The 16,556-nt window shown below is 64.3% G+C and carries 12 protein-coding genes; 11 read left to right on the forward strand and 1 reads right to left on the reverse strand.

Annotated elements, in window-relative coordinates; genetic code table 11:
- Positions 1-160 precede the first annotated feature (160 nt).
- Both AAIL67_RS03570 and AAIL67_RS03575 read left to right on the forward strand, forming a co-directional pair.
- Entirely contained in the window at positions 161-838 is a 678-nt protein-coding gene (locus AAIL67_RS03570) for a DUF2760 domain-containing protein (RefSeq protein WP_034381397.1), read from the forward strand.
- Between the two features lie 3 nt (positions 839-841).
- Positions 842-2,818 (forward strand): Hsp70 family protein, encoded by a 1,977-nt coding sequence (locus AAIL67_RS03575; RefSeq protein WP_343483417.1) that lies wholly within the window; start codon positions 842-844, stop codon positions 2,816-2,818.
- Positions 2,819-3,070: 252 nt separating this feature from the next.
- Here the strand turns inward: AAIL67_RS03575 and AAIL67_RS03580 are convergent, their stop codons facing one another.
- On the reverse strand, positions 3,071-4,081 hold the full coding sequence (locus AAIL67_RS03580; protein WP_343483418.1) for a porin: 1,011 nt from the start codon (positions 4,079-4,081) through the stop codon (positions 3,071-3,073).
- 217 nt (positions 4,082-4,298) lie between these two features.
- On the opposite strand from AAIL67_RS03580, the gene AAIL67_RS03585 reads away from it, so the two are divergent.
- From AAIL67_RS03585 to nirB, 9 genes are all read left to right on the forward strand, one after another.
- Positions 4,299-7,172 (forward strand): Hsp70 family protein, encoded by a 2,874-nt coding sequence (locus tag AAIL67_RS03585; RefSeq protein WP_343483419.1) that lies wholly within the window; start codon positions 4,299-4,301, stop codon positions 7,170-7,172.
- Between the two features lie 194 nt (positions 7,173-7,366).
- Positions 7,367-8,398, forward strand: coding sequence for a tripartite tricarboxylate transporter substrate binding protein (locus AAIL67_RS03590; protein WP_343483420.1), 1,032 nt, complete (start codon positions 7,367-7,369; stop codon positions 8,396-8,398).
- A 63-nt stretch (positions 8,399-8,461) separates the two neighbouring features.
- Positions 8,462-8,836, forward strand: coding sequence for a DUF2809 domain-containing protein (locus tag AAIL67_RS03595; protein ID WP_343483421.1), 375 nt, complete (start codon positions 8,462-8,464; stop codon positions 8,834-8,836).
- Positions 8,837-8,893: 57 nt separating this feature from the next.
- Positions 8,894-10,168 (forward strand): nitrate regulatory protein, encoded by a 1,275-nt coding sequence (locus tag AAIL67_RS03600; protein WP_063662111.1) that lies wholly within the window; start codon positions 8,894-8,896, stop codon positions 10,166-10,168.
- Positions 10,169-10,427: 259 nt separating this feature from the next.
- Positions 10,428-11,699, forward strand: a complete 1,272-nt coding sequence (locus tag AAIL67_RS03605) for a CmpA/NrtA family ABC transporter substrate-binding protein (RefSeq protein WP_034381418.1) — start codon at positions 10,428-10,430, stop codon at positions 11,697-11,699.
- Positions 11,700-11,725: 26 nt separating this feature from the next.
- Positions 11,726-12,718 (forward strand): nitrate ABC transporter permease, encoded by a 993-nt coding sequence (gene ntrB, locus AAIL67_RS03610; RefSeq protein ID WP_063661930.1) that lies wholly within the window; start codon positions 11,726-11,728, stop codon positions 12,716-12,718.
- Positions 12,719-12,828: 110 nt separating this feature from the next.
- Positions 12,829-13,641, forward strand: coding sequence for an ABC transporter ATP-binding protein (locus AAIL67_RS03615; RefSeq protein WP_012836969.1), 813 nt, complete (start codon positions 12,829-12,831; stop codon positions 13,639-13,641).
- 12 nt (positions 13,642-13,653) lie between these two features.
- Positions 13,654-14,040, forward strand: a complete 387-nt coding sequence (locus tag AAIL67_RS03620) for a hypothetical protein (RefSeq protein ID WP_139032043.1) — start codon at positions 13,654-13,656, stop codon at positions 14,038-14,040.
- Positions 14,009-16,471: a nitrite reductase large subunit NirB gene (gene nirB, locus AAIL67_RS03625; RefSeq protein ID WP_343483422.1), complete on the forward strand. Its 2,463-nt coding sequence runs from the start codon at positions 14,009-14,011 to the stop codon at positions 16,469-16,471. The genes AAIL67_RS03620 and nirB overlap by 32 nt, the downstream gene beginning before the upstream one ends.
- Positions 16,472-16,556: the final 85 nt, after the last annotated feature.

Here is a 16,556-nt window from a genome sequence, read left to right on the forward strand (position 1 = left end):
AGGCCCGCGCGCATCGCTTGCGGCGCGTCCAGCCTTGTGCCGCCAGGGCCGGCCGTGTCGCTGCCGCCTGGTCCGGCTCCGTTTTCGGTTCGCGCAGCGCCGCCCGCAAGGGCGCCACAGAATGACTCTGCATGCGTGAACCTGTTTTGAGACAGACTCCATGACTGCCAATACCCCCCCCTCATTCCTGAGCCGCATCGCCATCGCGATCGGCAGTTTCTTTGCCATTCTCGGTAACGGTCGCCTGGCCGCCGACGTGAGTCGTGTGCGCGCCGGTGAGGCTTTTGCCGCCGACGTCGCCCCCAGGGAAGTACGCGTGGAAGTGCCGGTCGAGAAGATCGTCGAGGTTCGCGTCGAAGTGCCGGTCGAAAAAATCGTGGAAAAGACCGTCGAGAAGCGCGTCGAGGTTCCGGTCGAGAAGCTGATCGAAAAAACCGTCGAAGTGGAAAAGCTCGTCGCCACCGACAGCGCCGCCCTGCAACTGCTGGGCCTGATGCAGCGCGAGGCCCGTTTTGTGGACTTCATCCAGGAAGACGTCACGCCCTATACCGATGCCGAGATCGGCGCGGCCGCGCGCGTGGTGCATGAGGGCTGCCGCAAGGTGCTGCGCGAGCATTTCACGCTCTCCCCCGTTTGCAGCGAAGCCGAAGGCTCGCGCATCACTTTGCAGGCCGGTTTTGACGCTGCTGCCGTGCGACTGACGGGCAATGTGGTCGGCCAGCCGCCGTTTACCGGCACGCTGTCCCATCGCGGCTGGCTGGTGACGCAGGTCAAGCTGCCCCAGCTCACCGACATTCAGGCCGCCAAGGTCATCGCCCAAGCCGAAGTGGAGCTGTGATCCATGAATATGTTTGCCTCCATCGCCGCATCGGGTGCGGCCAGTCAAGCTGCGAGCACTCCTGATTCCGTGGCTGCCGCTGCTCAGCCACAAAGCATTGCAGGCCAGGCCGACGCCCCGTCTGCCGGCGCTAGCTACAGCATCGGCATCGATCTGGGCACCACCCACTGCGCGCTGTCCTATGTGAACAAGACCGCCAGCGATGGCGAGAAGGTGGTGCAGGGCGTGCTGGACATTCCCCAGCTCACGGCTCCCGGCAGTGTCGAGGCCAGGCCACTGCTGCCGTCCTTTCTCTATCTGCCGCACGAAAGCGAGCTGACCGAAGCCGAGCGCAGCTTGCCCGGTGCACCCGGCGACTTCATCACCGGCGAATTCGCCCGCATCCGCGGCGCAGCCACGCCCATCCGTCTGGTCAGCAGCGCCAAGAGCTGGCTCTGCCACCCCGGCGTCGATCGCCGCGCAGGCATTCTCCCCGCCGATGCACCCGAGGAAGTCAGCCGCATTTCGCCGCTGACCGCTTCAACCCGCTATCTCGAGCATCTGCGCCGCGCCTGGGAGCAGGCCCATCCCGAGGCCCCGTTTGCCCAGCAGGACATCACCGTCACCATCCCCGCATCGTTCGACCCCGCCGCGCGCGAGTTGACGGCCGAGGCCTGCAGGGCCGCGGGCTTTGCCAGGCTGACACTGCTCGAAGAACCTCAAGCCGCGCTTTACAGCTGGATCCAGGCCAGTGGCGGCCAGTGGCGCAAGCAGGTCAAGCATGGCGACATCATCCTCGTCGTGGACGTGGGCGGCGGCACCACCGACCTCTCGCTGATCGCCGTGCTGGAGCGCGATGGCAATCTGGAGCTGCAGCGCATTGCCGTGGGCGAACACATTCTGCTGGGCGGCGACAACATGGACCTGGCCCTGGCCTACGGCGTTGCACGCAAGCTGGCGGCCGAAGGCAAGCAGCTCGATGCTTGGCAAACCCGGGCGCTGGCCCATGGCTGCCGCGCAGCCAAGGAGCAATTGCTGGCCGACGCCAATTTGCAGGCCGTGCCCGTGGTTGTGCCCAGCCGGGGCAGCAAGCTCATCGGCGGCAGCATCCGTACCGAAGTCACGCGTGATGAAGTGCTGGCCATGCTGGTCGAGGGCTTTTTCCCCAAGGTGGCCGTCAGCGACAAGCCCAAGACCCGCGCGCGCGGCGCGCTCACGCAGCTGGGCCTGCCCTATGCGCAAGATGCCGCCGTCACACGCCACCTGGCGGCCTTTCTGAGCCGCCAGGTTCATGCGCTGGCCGAGATCGAGGGCCTGAGGGGCGATCAGATCGACGGCTCCACCTTTTTGCATCCCACGGCCATCCTGTTCAACGGCGGCGTGCTCAAGGCGCCCCAGATCGAGCAGCGCATCCTGGAAGTCATCAACGGCTGGCTGGACGACGAGGCCTGCGAGCCTGCGCGTCTGCTGGACGGCGCCAACCTCGATCTGGCCGTGGCCCGCGGTGCGGCCTATTACGGCCATATCGCCACCAGCGGCCGCGGCGTGCGCATTCGCGGCGGAACGGCTCAGTCCTATTACGTGGGTGTGGAGAGCAATATGCCCGCCATCCCCGGCATGGAGCCGCCCCAGTCCGCCCTGTGCCTGGCACCGTTCGGCATGGAGGAGGGCACGGAAGTCGCTCTGCCTGACGAGGAGTTCGGCCTGGTCGTGGGCGAGCCCGTGCGTCTGCGCTTCTTTGGCTCGTCCGTGCGCCGCACCGACCAGGTCGGCACTATGCTGGACTTCTGGTCGCCCGAAGAGCTGGTGGAGCTGCAGGAGATCGAGCTGAATCTGCCCGCCGCCGGCCGCGCTGCCGGCGAGGTGGTGCCCGTGACCCTGGAGGCGCGCGTGACCGATATCGGCACCCTGGAGCTCAATGCCGTGCCCGTGGGCGGCAGCGAGCGCTGGAAGGTGGAGTTCGATGTGCGCGCGGAGACCTCTGTGGAGGCTGCCGAGTAAGGCCGTTGAGTCGCTTGACGGCGAAAGCCCGCTGGCCGATTGGTTGGCGGGCTTTTTTTGTTCTCTCTTTCGTTCTCTTGTTTGTGGCTGCACTTCTGGCCGAGACCCGCCCTCTGTCCGTGACAAAGGCATGTCACAAAAAGGCTCAGCCCCAATCACGCCAGGCGCAAGATCATGAAGCTCTTCTTTTGAGAAGCAGGGCGCGCACCATGCCCACCAGCAACATGGCACGCGCCCCACTCAAGCAGAGGTCTAGAACGCGTGGCGCAGACCCACGTTCAGGCTGCTGGCATCCTGCCCATAGCCCACGCCACCCTTGAAGTTGTAGCCATAGGCCACGCCGGATCCGTTGTCGATGCGTGTGTAGGTAGCGTAGAGCTTGGTGCGTTTGCTCAGGTGGTGGTTGTAGCCAAGAATCCACTGGCGCGCACTGCTGCCGGGCACATGGCTCCATCGGCTGGCCCAGCCGTAGCCCAGGGCAAGCTCCGAAGCGCCAACCCGGTAGGCCGCAGTCACGCGCGCAGCGTCACGCGTGCCGCAGCCGGCACCGCCATTGCTGCACAGCGAGCCCGAGCCGTTGTCCGAGCGCTGGTAGTAGGCACCGATCTGCAGCGCATTCCAGATGTAGTGGCCGCGCAGGGCAAACTGCCTGTCGTCGCCCAGCTGGGTAAAGCCCGCGCCCAGGGCCAAGGGGCCGCGTTCCCAGTTGGCATAGAGGTCGTAGCCGTTCTTCTGCACGGCACCTGTCGTCTTTTCGTGTAGCGATGCCTGAGCCTCCAATGTCAGCCCGGCCATCACAGGGCTGCGATAGGCGATCTTGTTGGTGTTGCGCATCACGTAGTCGTAGAGCGCATCGGCGATGGAGCCGGTATCGTGGTTGGGCTCATCCAGTGCACCATAGTCGGCAATGCCGAAATAGGTGGCAGCACCAAAACGGCCCAGACGCAGCTTGCCCAGACTGCCCGAGAGGTTGACTTCGCTCTGGCGCTGAAAGGCCAGGGCGCCGGTGCTGCCGGTACCGGCGCCGGTATCGGATTCGAAGCCGGATTCGAGCTGGAAGCCGGCCTTGAGGCCGCCGCCCAGGTCTTCGCTGCCTACAAAGCCAAAGCGCGAGTTGTTGTTGAAGAGCCCGGTCAGGCTGCTGCCTCCGACCTTCTGATGCTCGACCGAGGTATTGAGGCGGCCATAGATCTGCACGCTGCTTTGTGCGAGCGCGACGGAAGCTCCGGCGGTGGCCAGAGCGGCGAGGAGGACACGAGACACAGTTGTTGTTTTGACTGGCATGTAGCGACTAGCCTTCGATCTTTGCTATGAAACTTGCGCGAATCTGCGCGCTTGTTACAAGGCAAGTCCCGTGCCAGCCACCGTGCACTGCTTTGGACAGTTGTCGTCGCAGCAGCCGCTCATCCCGGCAGGCGGTTCGGGCATCCGGCTCTTGTTACGATCGGCGACAGAGTTTTACGTGTTTCCGCCTCAGCCCATGCATTCATCTCGCCCCACCTACGCCGTCGGCATCGACCTGGGCACCAGTCACACGGTCGTGGCAAGCGTTGCGCTGGACGCTGCGACAAGCGATATCGCGCTGCTCGATATTGCCCAGCGCAGCACGGCAGGCGAGGTCGTGGCCCAGCCGCTGCTGCCTTCGGTGCGTTACCAGGCCGCCCAGGGCGAGCTGGGCGAGGCCTGGCGCCAGCCCTGGCCGCCGCAGGGCGCGGATGAAGCGGTGCCTGCCGTCATCGGCCGCTGGGCGCGAGATCTGGGCGCTGCCGTGCCGGGGCGGCTGGTGGCCAGTGCCAAAAGCTGGCTCTCGCATACCGGCGTGGATCGCACAGCCGCCATCCTGCCATGGGGGGCTGGCGAGGACGTGGCCAAGGTATCGCCGCTGGCGGCCTCAAGCTCCTATCTGGCCCATGTGAAAGCGGCATGGGACCAGGCCCGTCCAGAAGCGCCACTGCACCAGCAAAGCGTGGTGCTGACGGTACCAGCCTCGTTCGACGAAGGTGCACGTGCACTGACGCTGGAGGCCGCGCAGATGGCGGGTCTGCCGCGCGTGCAGCTGCTGGAGGAACCCAAGGCTGCGTTTCACGACTGGCTGGTGCTGCAGGGCGATGAGCTGGCTGCGCAACTGGCGGACAGCCGACTGGTGCTGGTGGTTGATGTGGGCGGAGGGACTACCGATCTGACGCTGATTCGCGTGGATGCATCGGCCGATGGCAGCCTGCCCACGCTGACGCGCACGGCCGTCGGCGAGCACCTGATGCTGGGCGGCGACAACATGGACCTGGCGCTGGCCCATCAGCTTGAGCCGGCTTTTGCGCACAAGGCGCCAGACCAGGGACAGAGGCTGTCCGCACAGCGCTTTGCCCAGCTGGTGCAGCGCTGTCGCATGGCCAAGGAGCAGTTGCTGGTGCAGAACGCGCCCGAGCAGATCGGCATCACCTTGCTCGGGGGCGGCAGCAAGCTGATGGCGGCGACTCAAAGCGTCACGCTGACTCGTGAGCAGGTGCTGCAGTCGGTGGTCGAGGGCTTTTTGCCGGTCGCGCAGATCAGCGATATGCCCGCCAGGCGGCAAGGCGCGCTGCGCGGCTTTGGCCTGCCCTATCCGGCCGATGCGGCCATCAGTCGTCATCTGGCGCATTTTCTCGCCCAGCATGCGAGTGGGGGCCTGCCCGATGCCGTGCTGCTCAACGGCGGCGTGTTCCATGCCCATGCCATGGTTCAGCGTCTGACGCAATTGCTTGGCCGCTGGCGCGGCAGCCCGGTGCGTGTGTTGCACAACCCGCACCCGGACTGGGCCGTGGCGCGCGGTGCGGCAGCCTACGGGCTGGCACGCCATCAGGCCGAGCTGGCGGTGGCACAGATTGCTGCGCCCAACCCGCCCGAAGCACAGGCCGGGCAGGCGTCGGCAGCGATCAAGACCATGGTGCCGCGCATTGGTGGCGGTTCGGCACGCAGCTACTGGCTGCTGCTGCCGGGCAAGAAGGGCGAGGCGCCCCAAGGCCTGTGCCTGCTGCCGCGTGGCACGGAGGAGGGCGTGCGCATGGTGCTCTCTGGCCGGCGCTTTGCGCTCAAGCTGGGCCAGGCCGTGCGCTTCAATGTATTGGCCAACAGCCTGAGCCATGTGCCAGCTCAGGCCGGCCAGATTGCACCTTTGATCGGCGAGGGCTGGGTGGAGCTGCCGCCCCTGGCCACGGTGCTGCCCGCGCCCGAAGGCCGGGCTGCTGCCCAGGTCGAGGTGCAGTTGCAGGTCTGCATGAGCGAGGTCGGCACGCTGGAAGTGCGCTGCGTGGCCGTGCAGGATGCGGGCCGGTCCTGGCTGCTGCCCTTTGCCGTGCGTGGTGCTGCAGCTTCTGAAACCATCGCTGACAACGTAGACGCACAAAGCGCCGAGGGCCGGAAACTTTCAAATTCTTTGATGGCCAGGCTGCCCGAAGCCGTGGTGCTGGTGGATCGCATCTTCGGCACGCAGGCGCAGGAAGTGACGGCCCGGGAAGTGCGCCAGCTGCGCCAGTCGCTCGAAAGAATCCTCGGCCCGCGCGAGGGCTGGGAACTGGGCCTGCTGCGTGCGCTGTTCGATGCGCTGCTGGCCCGTGCCAGGCGCCGCCGCCGCACGGCCGACCATGAGCGTGTCTGGCTCAATCTCGCAGGCTGGTGTCTGCGCCCCGGCGTGGGTGCGAAACTCGATGGCTGGCGCATAGACCAGGTCTGGGCCTTGTATGGCCAGGGTCTGGGTCATGCCAAAGAGGCCGCCAATTGGACGGAGTGGTGGGTGTTCTGGCGTCGCGTGGCCGCGGGTCTGAACGAGGCCCGGCAGATGGAGCTGCTTGAAGACGTGGCCGGCCATATGCACAAGGCCGTGCAGCAGAACACGCGCGGCAAATCCAGCCATGGCAGCTACGACGACATGCTGCGCCTGTTTGCGGCCATGGAGGCCGTGCCCTGGCAGTACCGCCAGGAAATGGGGCAGTGGATGCTGCAGCGCCTCAGGCGCGAGGATGAAACCGTGCAGACCTGGTGGGCCATAGGCCGCCTGGCGGCACGCCAGTCGCTGGCCGCCAACGCCCATCTGGTGATGCCGCCCGACGCGGCGCTGGAGTTCCTGAACGCCACGCTGGCCCAGGACTGGCGCAAGAACGAAACCGCGATGTTTGCCGCCGTGCAGATGGCCCGCATGACGGGCGACCGCGCGCGCGATCTGCCCGATGCCGTCAGGGCGCAGGTGCTGGAGAAGATGCGCAGCAGCGGTGCGCCCGAGCGCTGGCTGACCATGGTCGAGCAGGTGGTGCAGATGGAAGCCGAGGATCAAAGGCGCAGTCTGGGCGACAGCCTGCCGCCGGGGCTGGTGCTGATTTGAAGAGGCCGTGCCGCCGCAGCCAGGCTTTGGGTCACTGCATTTGCAGGAGGCAGCCCCTGCCAAACACGATGGCCGAACAGTGAGTGCTGTTCAGGCCGCCCGGCGAGCGATGCAAGAATGGTCTGTTGCATGGACGACAGGCCGGCGTGGAGGGCTGGCAGCATCCATGTCCACCACCACAGGAAGTTATTGCCATGAAGTTTGAAGAAGCTGCGCGCACCGAGATGGCGCGAAACGCTGTTTTTATCTCTGCAAACCAACGCCGCTCGCTGCTGTTGGCAGCGGTGGCTGCCGTGATGGTGGCGGCTCCTCTGACGCAAGCACTGGCGCAGGGCGGCAACTGGCCTGCCAAGCCGATTACCTTTGTCGTGCCCCAGGCACCGGGCGGTGCTAACGATGTGATTGCGCGTGCCGTGGCGCAGGGGCTGGAGAATTCGCTGGGCCAGCCCGTCATCGTGGAAAACCGCGCCGGAGCCAATGGCAATCTGGGCACCGGGCAGGTGGCGCGCAGCGCGGCCGACGGCTACACCTTTCTCGTGACGGCGCAAAGCGCCTACACCATCAATCCAGCGCTGTATTCCAGGGTGCCGTTCGATCCCATCAAGGACTTCACTCCCGTGATGCAGCTGGCCGTCGCGCCTTATCTGCTGGTGGTGAATCCGAACTTCCCCGCCAGGAATCTGGACGAACTGGTGGCCTATGCCCAGGCGCATCCGGGCAAGGTGGAATACGCTTCTGCCGGCAACGGCACGCTCAACCATCTGCTGGGCGAGATGCTGAAAAAGCAGAAGAACGTGAGCCTGCTGCATGTGCCCTACAAAGGGGCTTCGGCCGCTGCCACCGATGTGGTGGCTGGCCAGTTGCCGATGACCTTTGGCAGCTTTCCCGGCGTGATGCCGTTTGTCAGCAGCGGCAAGCTGCGCGTGCTGGGCGTGGCGTCCGACAGGCCGACCTCGCTGGCGCCCGAGATCCCCGTGCTGGGCAAGGGCCTGGCCGTGACCAGCTGGTACGGCTTGTTTGCACCGGCCGGTACGCCGCAGCCGGTGGTGGACAAGCTTTATAAGGCCGTCAAGACAGTGCTCGCCAGGCCCGAGATGGCCGAACGCCTCAAGACCCTGGGCGCAGAGCGCGTGGAGTCCACGCCGCAAAGCTTCAAGGCCATGCTGCCGGCCGAGCTGGCGTACTGGAAGCAGGTGGTCAAGGACTCCGGCGCGCATATCGACTGAGGGGACGACAGCTTGTTGATACGTCTGGCCGCTGCCGGGCCCTTTCGTCGCTCACGGGCGGGCTTGACCCTGCTCATTGCGGCGGTCATTGCCATCGGGCTGGCCTCACGCCGGGGCTATGTGCCCTTTCCCGCCGTGCTGGGCAACTATCCGGGCGATGCGCTCTGGGCTTGGGTAGTGCTGCTGTGCGTGGCCTGGCTGCGGCCGGCCATCACGCGCGGCAAGCTCATGGCCTGTTCCCTGGTCATCGCCTTTGCCATCGAGTTCCTGCAGCTCTATCAGGCCCCCTGGATGCAGGCCCTGCGTGCCAACAAGCTGGCCTATCTGGTGCTGGGCAATGGCTTCGACCCCCTGGATCTGCTGGCCTACGTCGTGGGAATCGGTGTGGGCGCCATGGTGGACCGGCTCTGGCAGAGGCGGCAGCGTCGCCTTGCCTGAGATGGCATGAAATGTGCTGATCATTCATGGCATCAACATGACGACAAGCACTACCCCATGAAAACGCCTCTGCACTATCTGGTGGCTGCAAGGCAAAGCGAGATTGCCGAGCTGGAGCAGATCAGCCGCGCCAGCAGCCTGGTGGCGAGCATGTCCGAGCTCGTCCATGCGCTGCAAAAAGAGCGCGGGCTCTCGAATATCTTTCTGGTCAGCAGCGGAGCACAGGCGCAGCAGAGCCTGTCCGATCATGGCCGGCATGTGGACCGGGTCATGGAGCGAGTCTGCCTGGCGCTTGAAGAGCTGGGCGCGCGGGCACCGGGCGCGCATGGCGCTCGCTTGTTCAATGCGATCGCCAACGCGCTGCAAGGCTTTGAAGCCCTGCCGCTGCTGCGCCACCGGCGCGATGCGCTGCAGCTCAGTGCCGAGGATTGCACACAGGCGTTGATCCGCATGATTGCGGCCTGCCTGACCGTGGTGTTCGAGGCAGCGGACAGCGCTTGCGATCCCGATATCGCGAAACTGCTGGTGGCGCTGTTTCATTTCATGCAGGGCAAGGAGCTGGCGGGCCAGGAGCGCGCCACGGGGGTTGCGGCGTTTACCGCAGGGGTCGGCAGGACGGAGCGTCAGCGCCATTGGCTGCATCTGATCGAGTCGCAGGAGCGCTGCTTTCAGGTGTTTGCGGATTTCGCGAGCCCCTCGGGGATGGATCGCTGGCAGCAGCAATGCGGGGCCTGCCCCGATATGACGGTGATCGAGAGGCTGCGTCGAATGGGCTGCACGGCGGGGGACGGCGTGCTGCTGGACCGTAGCCTGAGCTCACCGTGGTTCGAGGCCTGTTCCAGCCGGCTCGATGCCATGCACCAGATTGAGGCATTTCTGGTCCATGAGCTGCAGGAGCAATGCCTGTGCAAGCTTGAGCAGGCCCGTACAGCGCTCTGTCAGCAACTGGCGCTGCTGGAGATGCAGCCGCAGCCTGGGACTCGTGCCGAAGCGGCTGCGGCCTTTCTGGGGGCCACGCAGTCAGCCGCCTCCTTGCCTGCGGAGGGTGCGTACGGGTTGCAGCTCGAGAAAAGCATTGTCTTGCTGGTGCAGGAGCAGTCCATGCGCTTGCAGGACATGCAGACCGAGATCGACAAGGCGCGCGCCACGCTCAAGGAGCGCAAGACTATAGAGCGGGCCAAGGGCGTGCTCATGAACTACCGCCAGCTCAGTGAGGGCGATGCCTACAAGCTGATCCGCCAGACGGCTATGAACCAGAACCGGCGCATGCTGGATGTGGCCGAGGCCATTCTGGCCACGGTGGACTTGCTGCCGGGTAGCACCAATTCATAGCCTTGGCCGCGCGGTGTTTGTTGCGCTGCACCAAATATGGGCCAAAACCGGAGGCGCAAAGCCTGCTCCGTCTCTGATCAAGGTCTGGCATGGTTTGTGCATGACTGTTGATGTCAAGCAGACCAAAGGCGGTCGCGCTTAAAGCGTTATTACGAGTGACCTGGGACAACGGCGTCCTTTTCTCCTCACACCCGAGGAGGGAAGGGCGCCTTTTTGTTTTCCGGATCGCCTTCACCACGATTCTTGATGGAGTTTTCTCATGAGCCAGTGCCTCCCTTCGTCTACTGCTCCCACGCCGGAGCCCGTATCTGCCGGTGGCCGGCGTGAGTTTCTGCGCGTGGCTGGCGCCGCCGCCCTCTATGGCTCGCTGGGTCACCATGGCGCCTGGGCCGCAGGCTCCGATGCGCCGGAGAAGAAAGAAGTCAAGATAGGCTTCATCCCGCTGACCGATTGCGCCAGCGTGGTCATGGCCTCGGTGCTGGGCTTCGATCAGAAATACGGCGTGAAGATTGTCCCCAGCAAGGAGGCGAGCTGGGCCGGCGTGCGCGACAAGCTGGTCAACGGCGAGCTGGACTTCGCCCATGTGCTCTACGGCCTGGTCTATGGCCTGCATCTGGGTGTGGGGGGGCCAAAGAAGGACATGGCCGTGCTCATGAGCCTGAACAACAACGGCCAGGCGATCACGCTGTCCAAGGCCCTTGCCGACAAGGGCGCAGTGGACGGAGCCAGCCTGGCCAAGGTCATGGCCAGGGAAAAGCGCGAATACACGTTTGCCGGTACCTTCCCCACCGGTACCCACGCCATGTGGATGCATTACTGGCTGGCGGCTGCGGGCATCAATCCGTTATCCGAGGCCAAGCTGATCACCGTGCCGCCGCCCCAGATGGTGGCCAATATGCGCGTGGGCAATATGGATGGCTTCTGCGTGGGGGAACCCTGGAACCATCGCGCCATCATGGACGGCATCGGTATTACGGCCAACACCACGCAGGACATCTGGAAGGATCACCCCGAGAAGGTGCTGGGCACCACGGGCGAGTTCGCGCAGAAGAATCCCAACACCTGCCGCGCCGTGATGATGGCGATTCTTGAGGCCGGCCGCTGGATTGACGCCAGCCTGCAGAACAAGACGAAGATGGCCGAGACCGTGGCCCAGAAGTCGTACATCAACACCAGTGTGGACGCCATCAACCAGCGCATTCTGGGCCGCTACCAGAACGGCCTGGGCAAGACCTGGGACGACCCCAACCACATGAAGTTCTTCAATGACGGGGCCGTGAACTTCCCCTATCTGTCGGACGGCATGTGGTTTCTCACCCAGCACAAGCGCTGGGGTCTGCTCAAGGCCCATCCCGACTATCTGGCCGTGGCCAAGCAGATCAACCGCATCGACCTCTACCAGCAGGCGGCAAGCCAGCTCAAGGTCAGCGTGCCCAAGGATGTGCTACGCACCAGCAAGCTGATCGACGGCGTGGTCTGGGACGGCAAGAACCCTGCCCAGTATGCCGACAGCTTCAAGATCAAGGCCTGAGGCCGCCATCCGACAGGAGAGACATCATGGTCAGTGCCGTACTTCACGCGCCGCTCGAACTCGATCCCCCGCACGATCCGCAACTGGCAGCCCAGGCGGCCAATGATGCGCTGCTCGAAACCTCAAAAGAGATAGCTGCTGGCGCAGAACTTGTAAAGGCTGAAGTGCAAAAAGATATCAAACCCAAAGCGATGGTCACGGCTCCGGTTGCGGTGGCACCCAGTCGCTTGCGCCAATGGGCTGAACAGCTATTTGCTCAGGCCCTGCCGCCGCTTCTGGGGCTGGCGCTGCTGGTCGGGCTGTGGTCGCTGGTATCGAGCAGCACCGGCAAGAGCATTCCTACCCCGGCCGAGACCTGGGAACAGGCCTTGCAGGTGTTCAGCGATCCCTTCTACCGCAACGGACCCAATGACCAGGGCGTGGGCTGGAATGTGCTGTCCTCGCTGCAGCGCGTGGCTCTGGGTTTCGGTCTGGCGGCACTGGTCGGCATCCCTTTGGGCTTCGTGATCGGGCGCTTCAGCTTTCTGTCGCGCATGTTCAATCCCTTGATCAGCCTGCTGCGCCCGGTCTCGCCGCTGGCATGGCTGCCGATCGGCCTGCTGGTGTTCAAGGGCGCCAATCCGGCGGCCATCTGGACCATCTTCATCTGCTCGATCTGGCCCATGGTCATCAACACCGCCGTAGGCGTGCAGCGTGTGCCCCAGGACTATATGAATGTGGCGCGCGTGCTCAATCTGTCGGAGTGGAAGATCGCCACCACCATTCTGTTTCCTGCCGTGCTGCCCTATATGTTGACGGGCGTGCGCCTGGCCGTGGGCACGGCCTGGCTGGTGATCGTGGCCGCCGAGATGCTGACGGGCGGAGTAGGCATAGGTTTCTGGGTCTGGGACGAGTGGAACAACCTCAACGTCAAGAACATCATCATCGCCATCTTCGTGATCGGCATCGTGGGCCTGGTGCTGGAGTGGGCCCTGGTCAAGCTGGCTTCGGCCTTTACGTTCGAAGAGGTCAAGACTTAACCCACCCCTGAGCCGCGCCTTCGGGCGCGTCACCCCCTCAAGGGGGGCACCACCGGTGGCCCGGCAAAGCCGGCGCCACGGTGGCCTCGGAAAAAAGCAAGGAGTACCTCATGCATACATCTCTCAGCACCAAGTACATCGAGATCCACGGGGTGGAGCAGACCTTCAAGACCGCCAAGGGCCTGTTTCCCGCGCTGCGTGACATCAATCTGAACATTGCCAAGGGCGAGTTCGTCAGCCTCATCGGGCATTCGGGCTGCGGCAAGTCGACGCTGCTCAATCTGATTGCCGGCCTGACCATTCCCACGGGCGGTGCATTGCTGTGCGCCAACAAGGAAATCAAGGGCCCTGGCCCCGAGCGTGCGGTGGTCTTTCAGAACCATTCGCTGCTGCCCTGGCTGAGCTGCTGGGGCAATGTGCACCTGGCCGTGGAGCGTGTCTTCGGCAAGCGCGAAAGCAAGGCACAGCTGGCGCAGCGCACCGATGCGGCGCTGGCCATGGTGGGCCTCAGCCATGCGGCGCAAAAGCGCCCCGGCGAAATCTCGGGCGGCATGAAGCAGCGCGTGGGCATTGCGCGTGCCCTGTCCATGGAGCCCCAGGTGCTGCTCATGGACGAGCCCTTCGGTGCCCTCGATGCCCTGACGCGTGCCAAGCTGCAGGACGAGTTGCTGGAGATCGTGGCTCGGACCCAGAGCACGGTGGTGATGGTCACGCACGATGTGGATGAGGCCGTACTGCTGTCCGACAAGATCGTGATGATGACCAACGGTCCCGCTGCCACGATTGGCGAGGTGCTGCATGTGGCACTGCCACGCCCGCGCAGCCGGGTGGAGCTGGCCGAGGATGCCCAGTATCAAAGCTACCGCAAGGCGGTGATCGACTTCCTCTACACGCGTCAGGGCCACGTGGAGAAGGCGGCCTGAGTCCTGGCCTCGATGTCTGCTGCATGGCGCCTTGGGGCGCCATGTTTGTTTGGTGCACAGCAAAGCGGCAAACAGGCACAAAGATGGTGCATCTCTTTCCTGCCTGCCGCATTCCGCGAGACGACAGAGCTGGCACGGCAATTGCATGTCCTCAATCGTGGCCAAGGTCGGCCACAGGGTGATGGTGCAAGGCTGGACCAGAACCCAAAAGACAAAGACGTCTACATGCTCATGCAAGTCATGAAGCATGCAGACGTCTTTTTTGTTGCCGGGCCGTTTCAGGACACAAGCGCCTTTTTGGAGGTGCTGCTGCCAAATGCAGCGGTTCTGCGCGGAAGGCCTTTTTCGCAAGCCCACGGGGACTCAGATGAAAAAATCCAAACTGGTCATGATTGGTAACGGAATGGCGGGCGTGCGCGCGCTGGAAGAGCTGCTGGCCATTGCCCCCGATCTGTACGACATCACGGTCTTCGGCGCCGAGCCGCATCCCAACTACAACCGCATTCTGCTGTCGCCCGTGCTCGCCGGCGAGCAGACGCTCGGCGATATCGTGCTCAACGACTGGTCCTGGTACCAGGACCACCATATCCTGCTGCACGCCGGCTATACCGTGACGGCCGTGGACCGAGCCCGGCGCATGGTACATGCGGTCAATGCCCTGGGTGAGACCGCCAGCGCCGAGTACGACCGCCTGATCATGGCGACAGGCTCCAAGCCCTTCATCCTGCCCATTCCCGGCAAGGACCTGGAGGGCGTGCTGGCCTACCGCGACATCGCCGACACCGAGGCCATGATCGAGGCGGCCAAGACACTCAGGCATGCAGTGGTGATCGGCGGTGGCCTGCTAGGACTGGAAGCGGCCAACGGCCTCATGAAGCGCGGCATGCAGGTCACCGTGGTGCATGTCGGCGACTGGCTGATGGAGCGCCAGCTCGACGATCAGGCGGGCCGCATGCTGCAGAAATCGCTGGCCGAGCGCGGCATGCAGTTCTGCATGCAGGCGCAGACGCAGGAGCTGCTGGGCGACGCCGGCGGCCGCGTGCGCGCCGTGCGTTTCAAGGATGGCAGCGAGATCCCGGCCGAACTGGTGGTGATGGCCGTGGGCATTCGTCCCAGCACCGAACTGGCCGAGTCCATGCATCTGCATGTGAACCGCGGCATCGTGGTCAGCGATACGCTGCAGACCGTGACCGATCCGCGCATCTATGCCGTGGGCGAATGCGCGGCACACCGAGGCATTGCCTACGGACTGGTAGCGCCCCTGTTCGAGCAGGGCAAGGTGCTGGCCAACCATCTGGCGGAGTTCGGCATCGGTCGCTACCTGGGTTCGCTGACCTCGACCAAGCTCAAGGTCACGGGCATCGATCTGTTCTCTGCAGGCGATTTCCAGGGCGGCGGCGATACCGAGGAAATTCTCATGAGCGACCCCTATGCGGGGGTCTACAAGAAGCTGGTCATCAAGGACGACAAACTGATTGGTGCCTGCCTGTACGGCGACACGGTGGACGGCAGCTGGTACTTCAAGCTGCTGCGCGAGGGCCGCAGCGTGGCCGATATCCGCGACAAGCTGATGTTTGGCGAATCCAATCTCGGCGACACCGGCCACCAGGGGCAGAGCAAAGCTGCGGCCATGGCCGACGGCGACGAGGTCTGCGGCTGCAACGGCGTGACCAAGGGCGCGATCTGCAAGGCCATCAAGGACAAGGGCCTGTTCACGCTCGACGATGTGCGCAAGCACACCAAGGCCAGTGCCAGCTGCGGCTCCTGCACGGGACTGGTGGAGCAAATCATCATGTTCACGGCCGGCGGTGACTACTCGGCGGCCCCCAAGACCAAGGCCATGTGCGGCTGCACCGACCACGGGCACCAGGCCGTGCGCGACGCCATTCGCGAACACAGGCTGCTGAGCACCGATGCGGTGTTCCGCTTCATGGAGTGGCGCACGCCCAATGGCTGTGCCTCCTGCCGCCCGGCCGTCAACTACTATCTTGTAAGCACCTGGCCCAAGGAGGCCAGGGACGACCCGCAAAGCCGCTTCATCAACGAACGCAGCCACGCCAATATCCAGAAGGACGGCAGCTACAGCGTGATTCCGCGCATGTGGGGCGGCGAGACCACGGCCTCCGAGCTGCGCCGCATTGCCGATGTGGTGGACAAATACCAGATCCCCACCGTGAAGGTCACGGGCGGCCAGCGCATCGATCTGCTGGGCGTGAAGAAGGAGGATCTGCAGGCCGTCTGGAACGATATAGGCATGCCCTGCGGCCATGCCTATGCCAAGGCGCTGCGCACGGTCAAGACCTGTGTGGGCAGCGAATGGTGCCGCATGGGCACGCAGGACAGCACCCAGATGGGTAAGGACCTGGAGCGCGCCATGTGGCGCATGTACGCCCCGCACAAGGTGAAGTTCGCCGTCAGCGGCTGCCCGCGCAACTGCGCGGAGTCCGGCATCAAGGATGTGGGAATCATCGGTGTGGACTCGGGCTGGGAGATGTATGTGGGCGGCAACGGCGGCATCAAGACCGAGGTGGCGCATTTCTTCACCAAGCTCAAGACCGCCGAAGAGGTGATGGAGTACACGGGCGCCTTCATGCAGCTGTACCGGCTGGAAGGCTGGTATCTGGAGCGCACGGTGCACTACATCAATCGCGTGGGTCTGGACTATGTCAAGCGCCGCATTCTCGACGATGCCGAGGGCCGCAGGGCGCTGTGGGAGCAGCTGCAGTTTGCACTGGATGGCGAGCCCGATCCCTGGTTCGAAACCGACAAGGCATCCGTGGATACGCGCCAGTTTCAGGCTCTTCCTGCTGATGTGTCAGCTATTGCTTGAAACCGAGAACCTCTTTCAATTTTTCAGCAATTTACGAACCTGGCGCGGCATAGCCAAGGGACGGCGAGCAAGGGCCTGGGCGGCC

This window comes from Comamonas sp. A7-5 (assembly GCF_039581385.1).
In the GTDB taxonomy this organism is placed as follows: Bacteria; Pseudomonadota; Gammaproteobacteria; order Burkholderiales; family Burkholderiaceae_C; genus Comamonas; species Comamonas thiooxydans.

Excerpts from the sequence above, each read along its gene's own strand:
- AAIL67_RS03585 (WP_343483419.1), top strand. The coding sequence starts at position 4,299 with ATGCATTCATCTCGCCCCACCTACGCCGTCGGCATCGACCTGGGCACC.
- AAIL67_RS03615 (WP_012836969.1), top strand. The coding sequence starts at position 12,829 with ATGCATACATCTCTCAGCACCAAGTACATCGAGATCCACGGGGTGGAG.
- AAIL67_RS03590 (WP_343483420.1), top strand. The coding sequence starts at position 7,367 with ATGAAGTTTGAAGAAGCTGCGCGCACCGAGATGGCGCGAAACGCTGTT.
- ntrB (WP_063661930.1), top strand. The coding sequence starts at position 11,726 with ATGGTCAGTGCCGTACTTCACGCGCCGCTCGAACTCGATCCCCCGCAC.
- AAIL67_RS03575 (WP_343483417.1), top strand. The coding sequence starts at position 842 with ATGAATATGTTTGCCTCCATCGCCGCATCGGGTGCGGCCAGTCAAGCT.
- AAIL67_RS03605 (WP_034381418.1), top strand. The coding sequence starts at position 10,428 with ATGAGCCAGTGCCTCCCTTCGTCTACTGCTCCCACGCCGGAGCCCGTA.
- AAIL67_RS03570 (WP_034381397.1), top strand. The coding sequence starts at position 161 with ATGACTGCCAATACCCCCCCCTCATTCCTGAGCCGCATCGCCATCGCG.
- AAIL67_RS03620 (WP_139032043.1), top strand. The coding sequence starts at position 13,654 with ATGTCTGCTGCATGGCGCCTTGGGGCGCCATGTTTGTTTGGTGCACAG.
- nirB (WP_343483422.1), top strand. The coding sequence starts at position 14,009 with ATGAAAAAATCCAAACTGGTCATGATTGGTAACGGAATGGCGGGCGTG.
- AAIL67_RS03600 (WP_063662111.1), top strand. The coding sequence starts at position 8,894 with ATGAAAACGCCTCTGCACTATCTGGTGGCTGCAAGGCAAAGCGAGATT.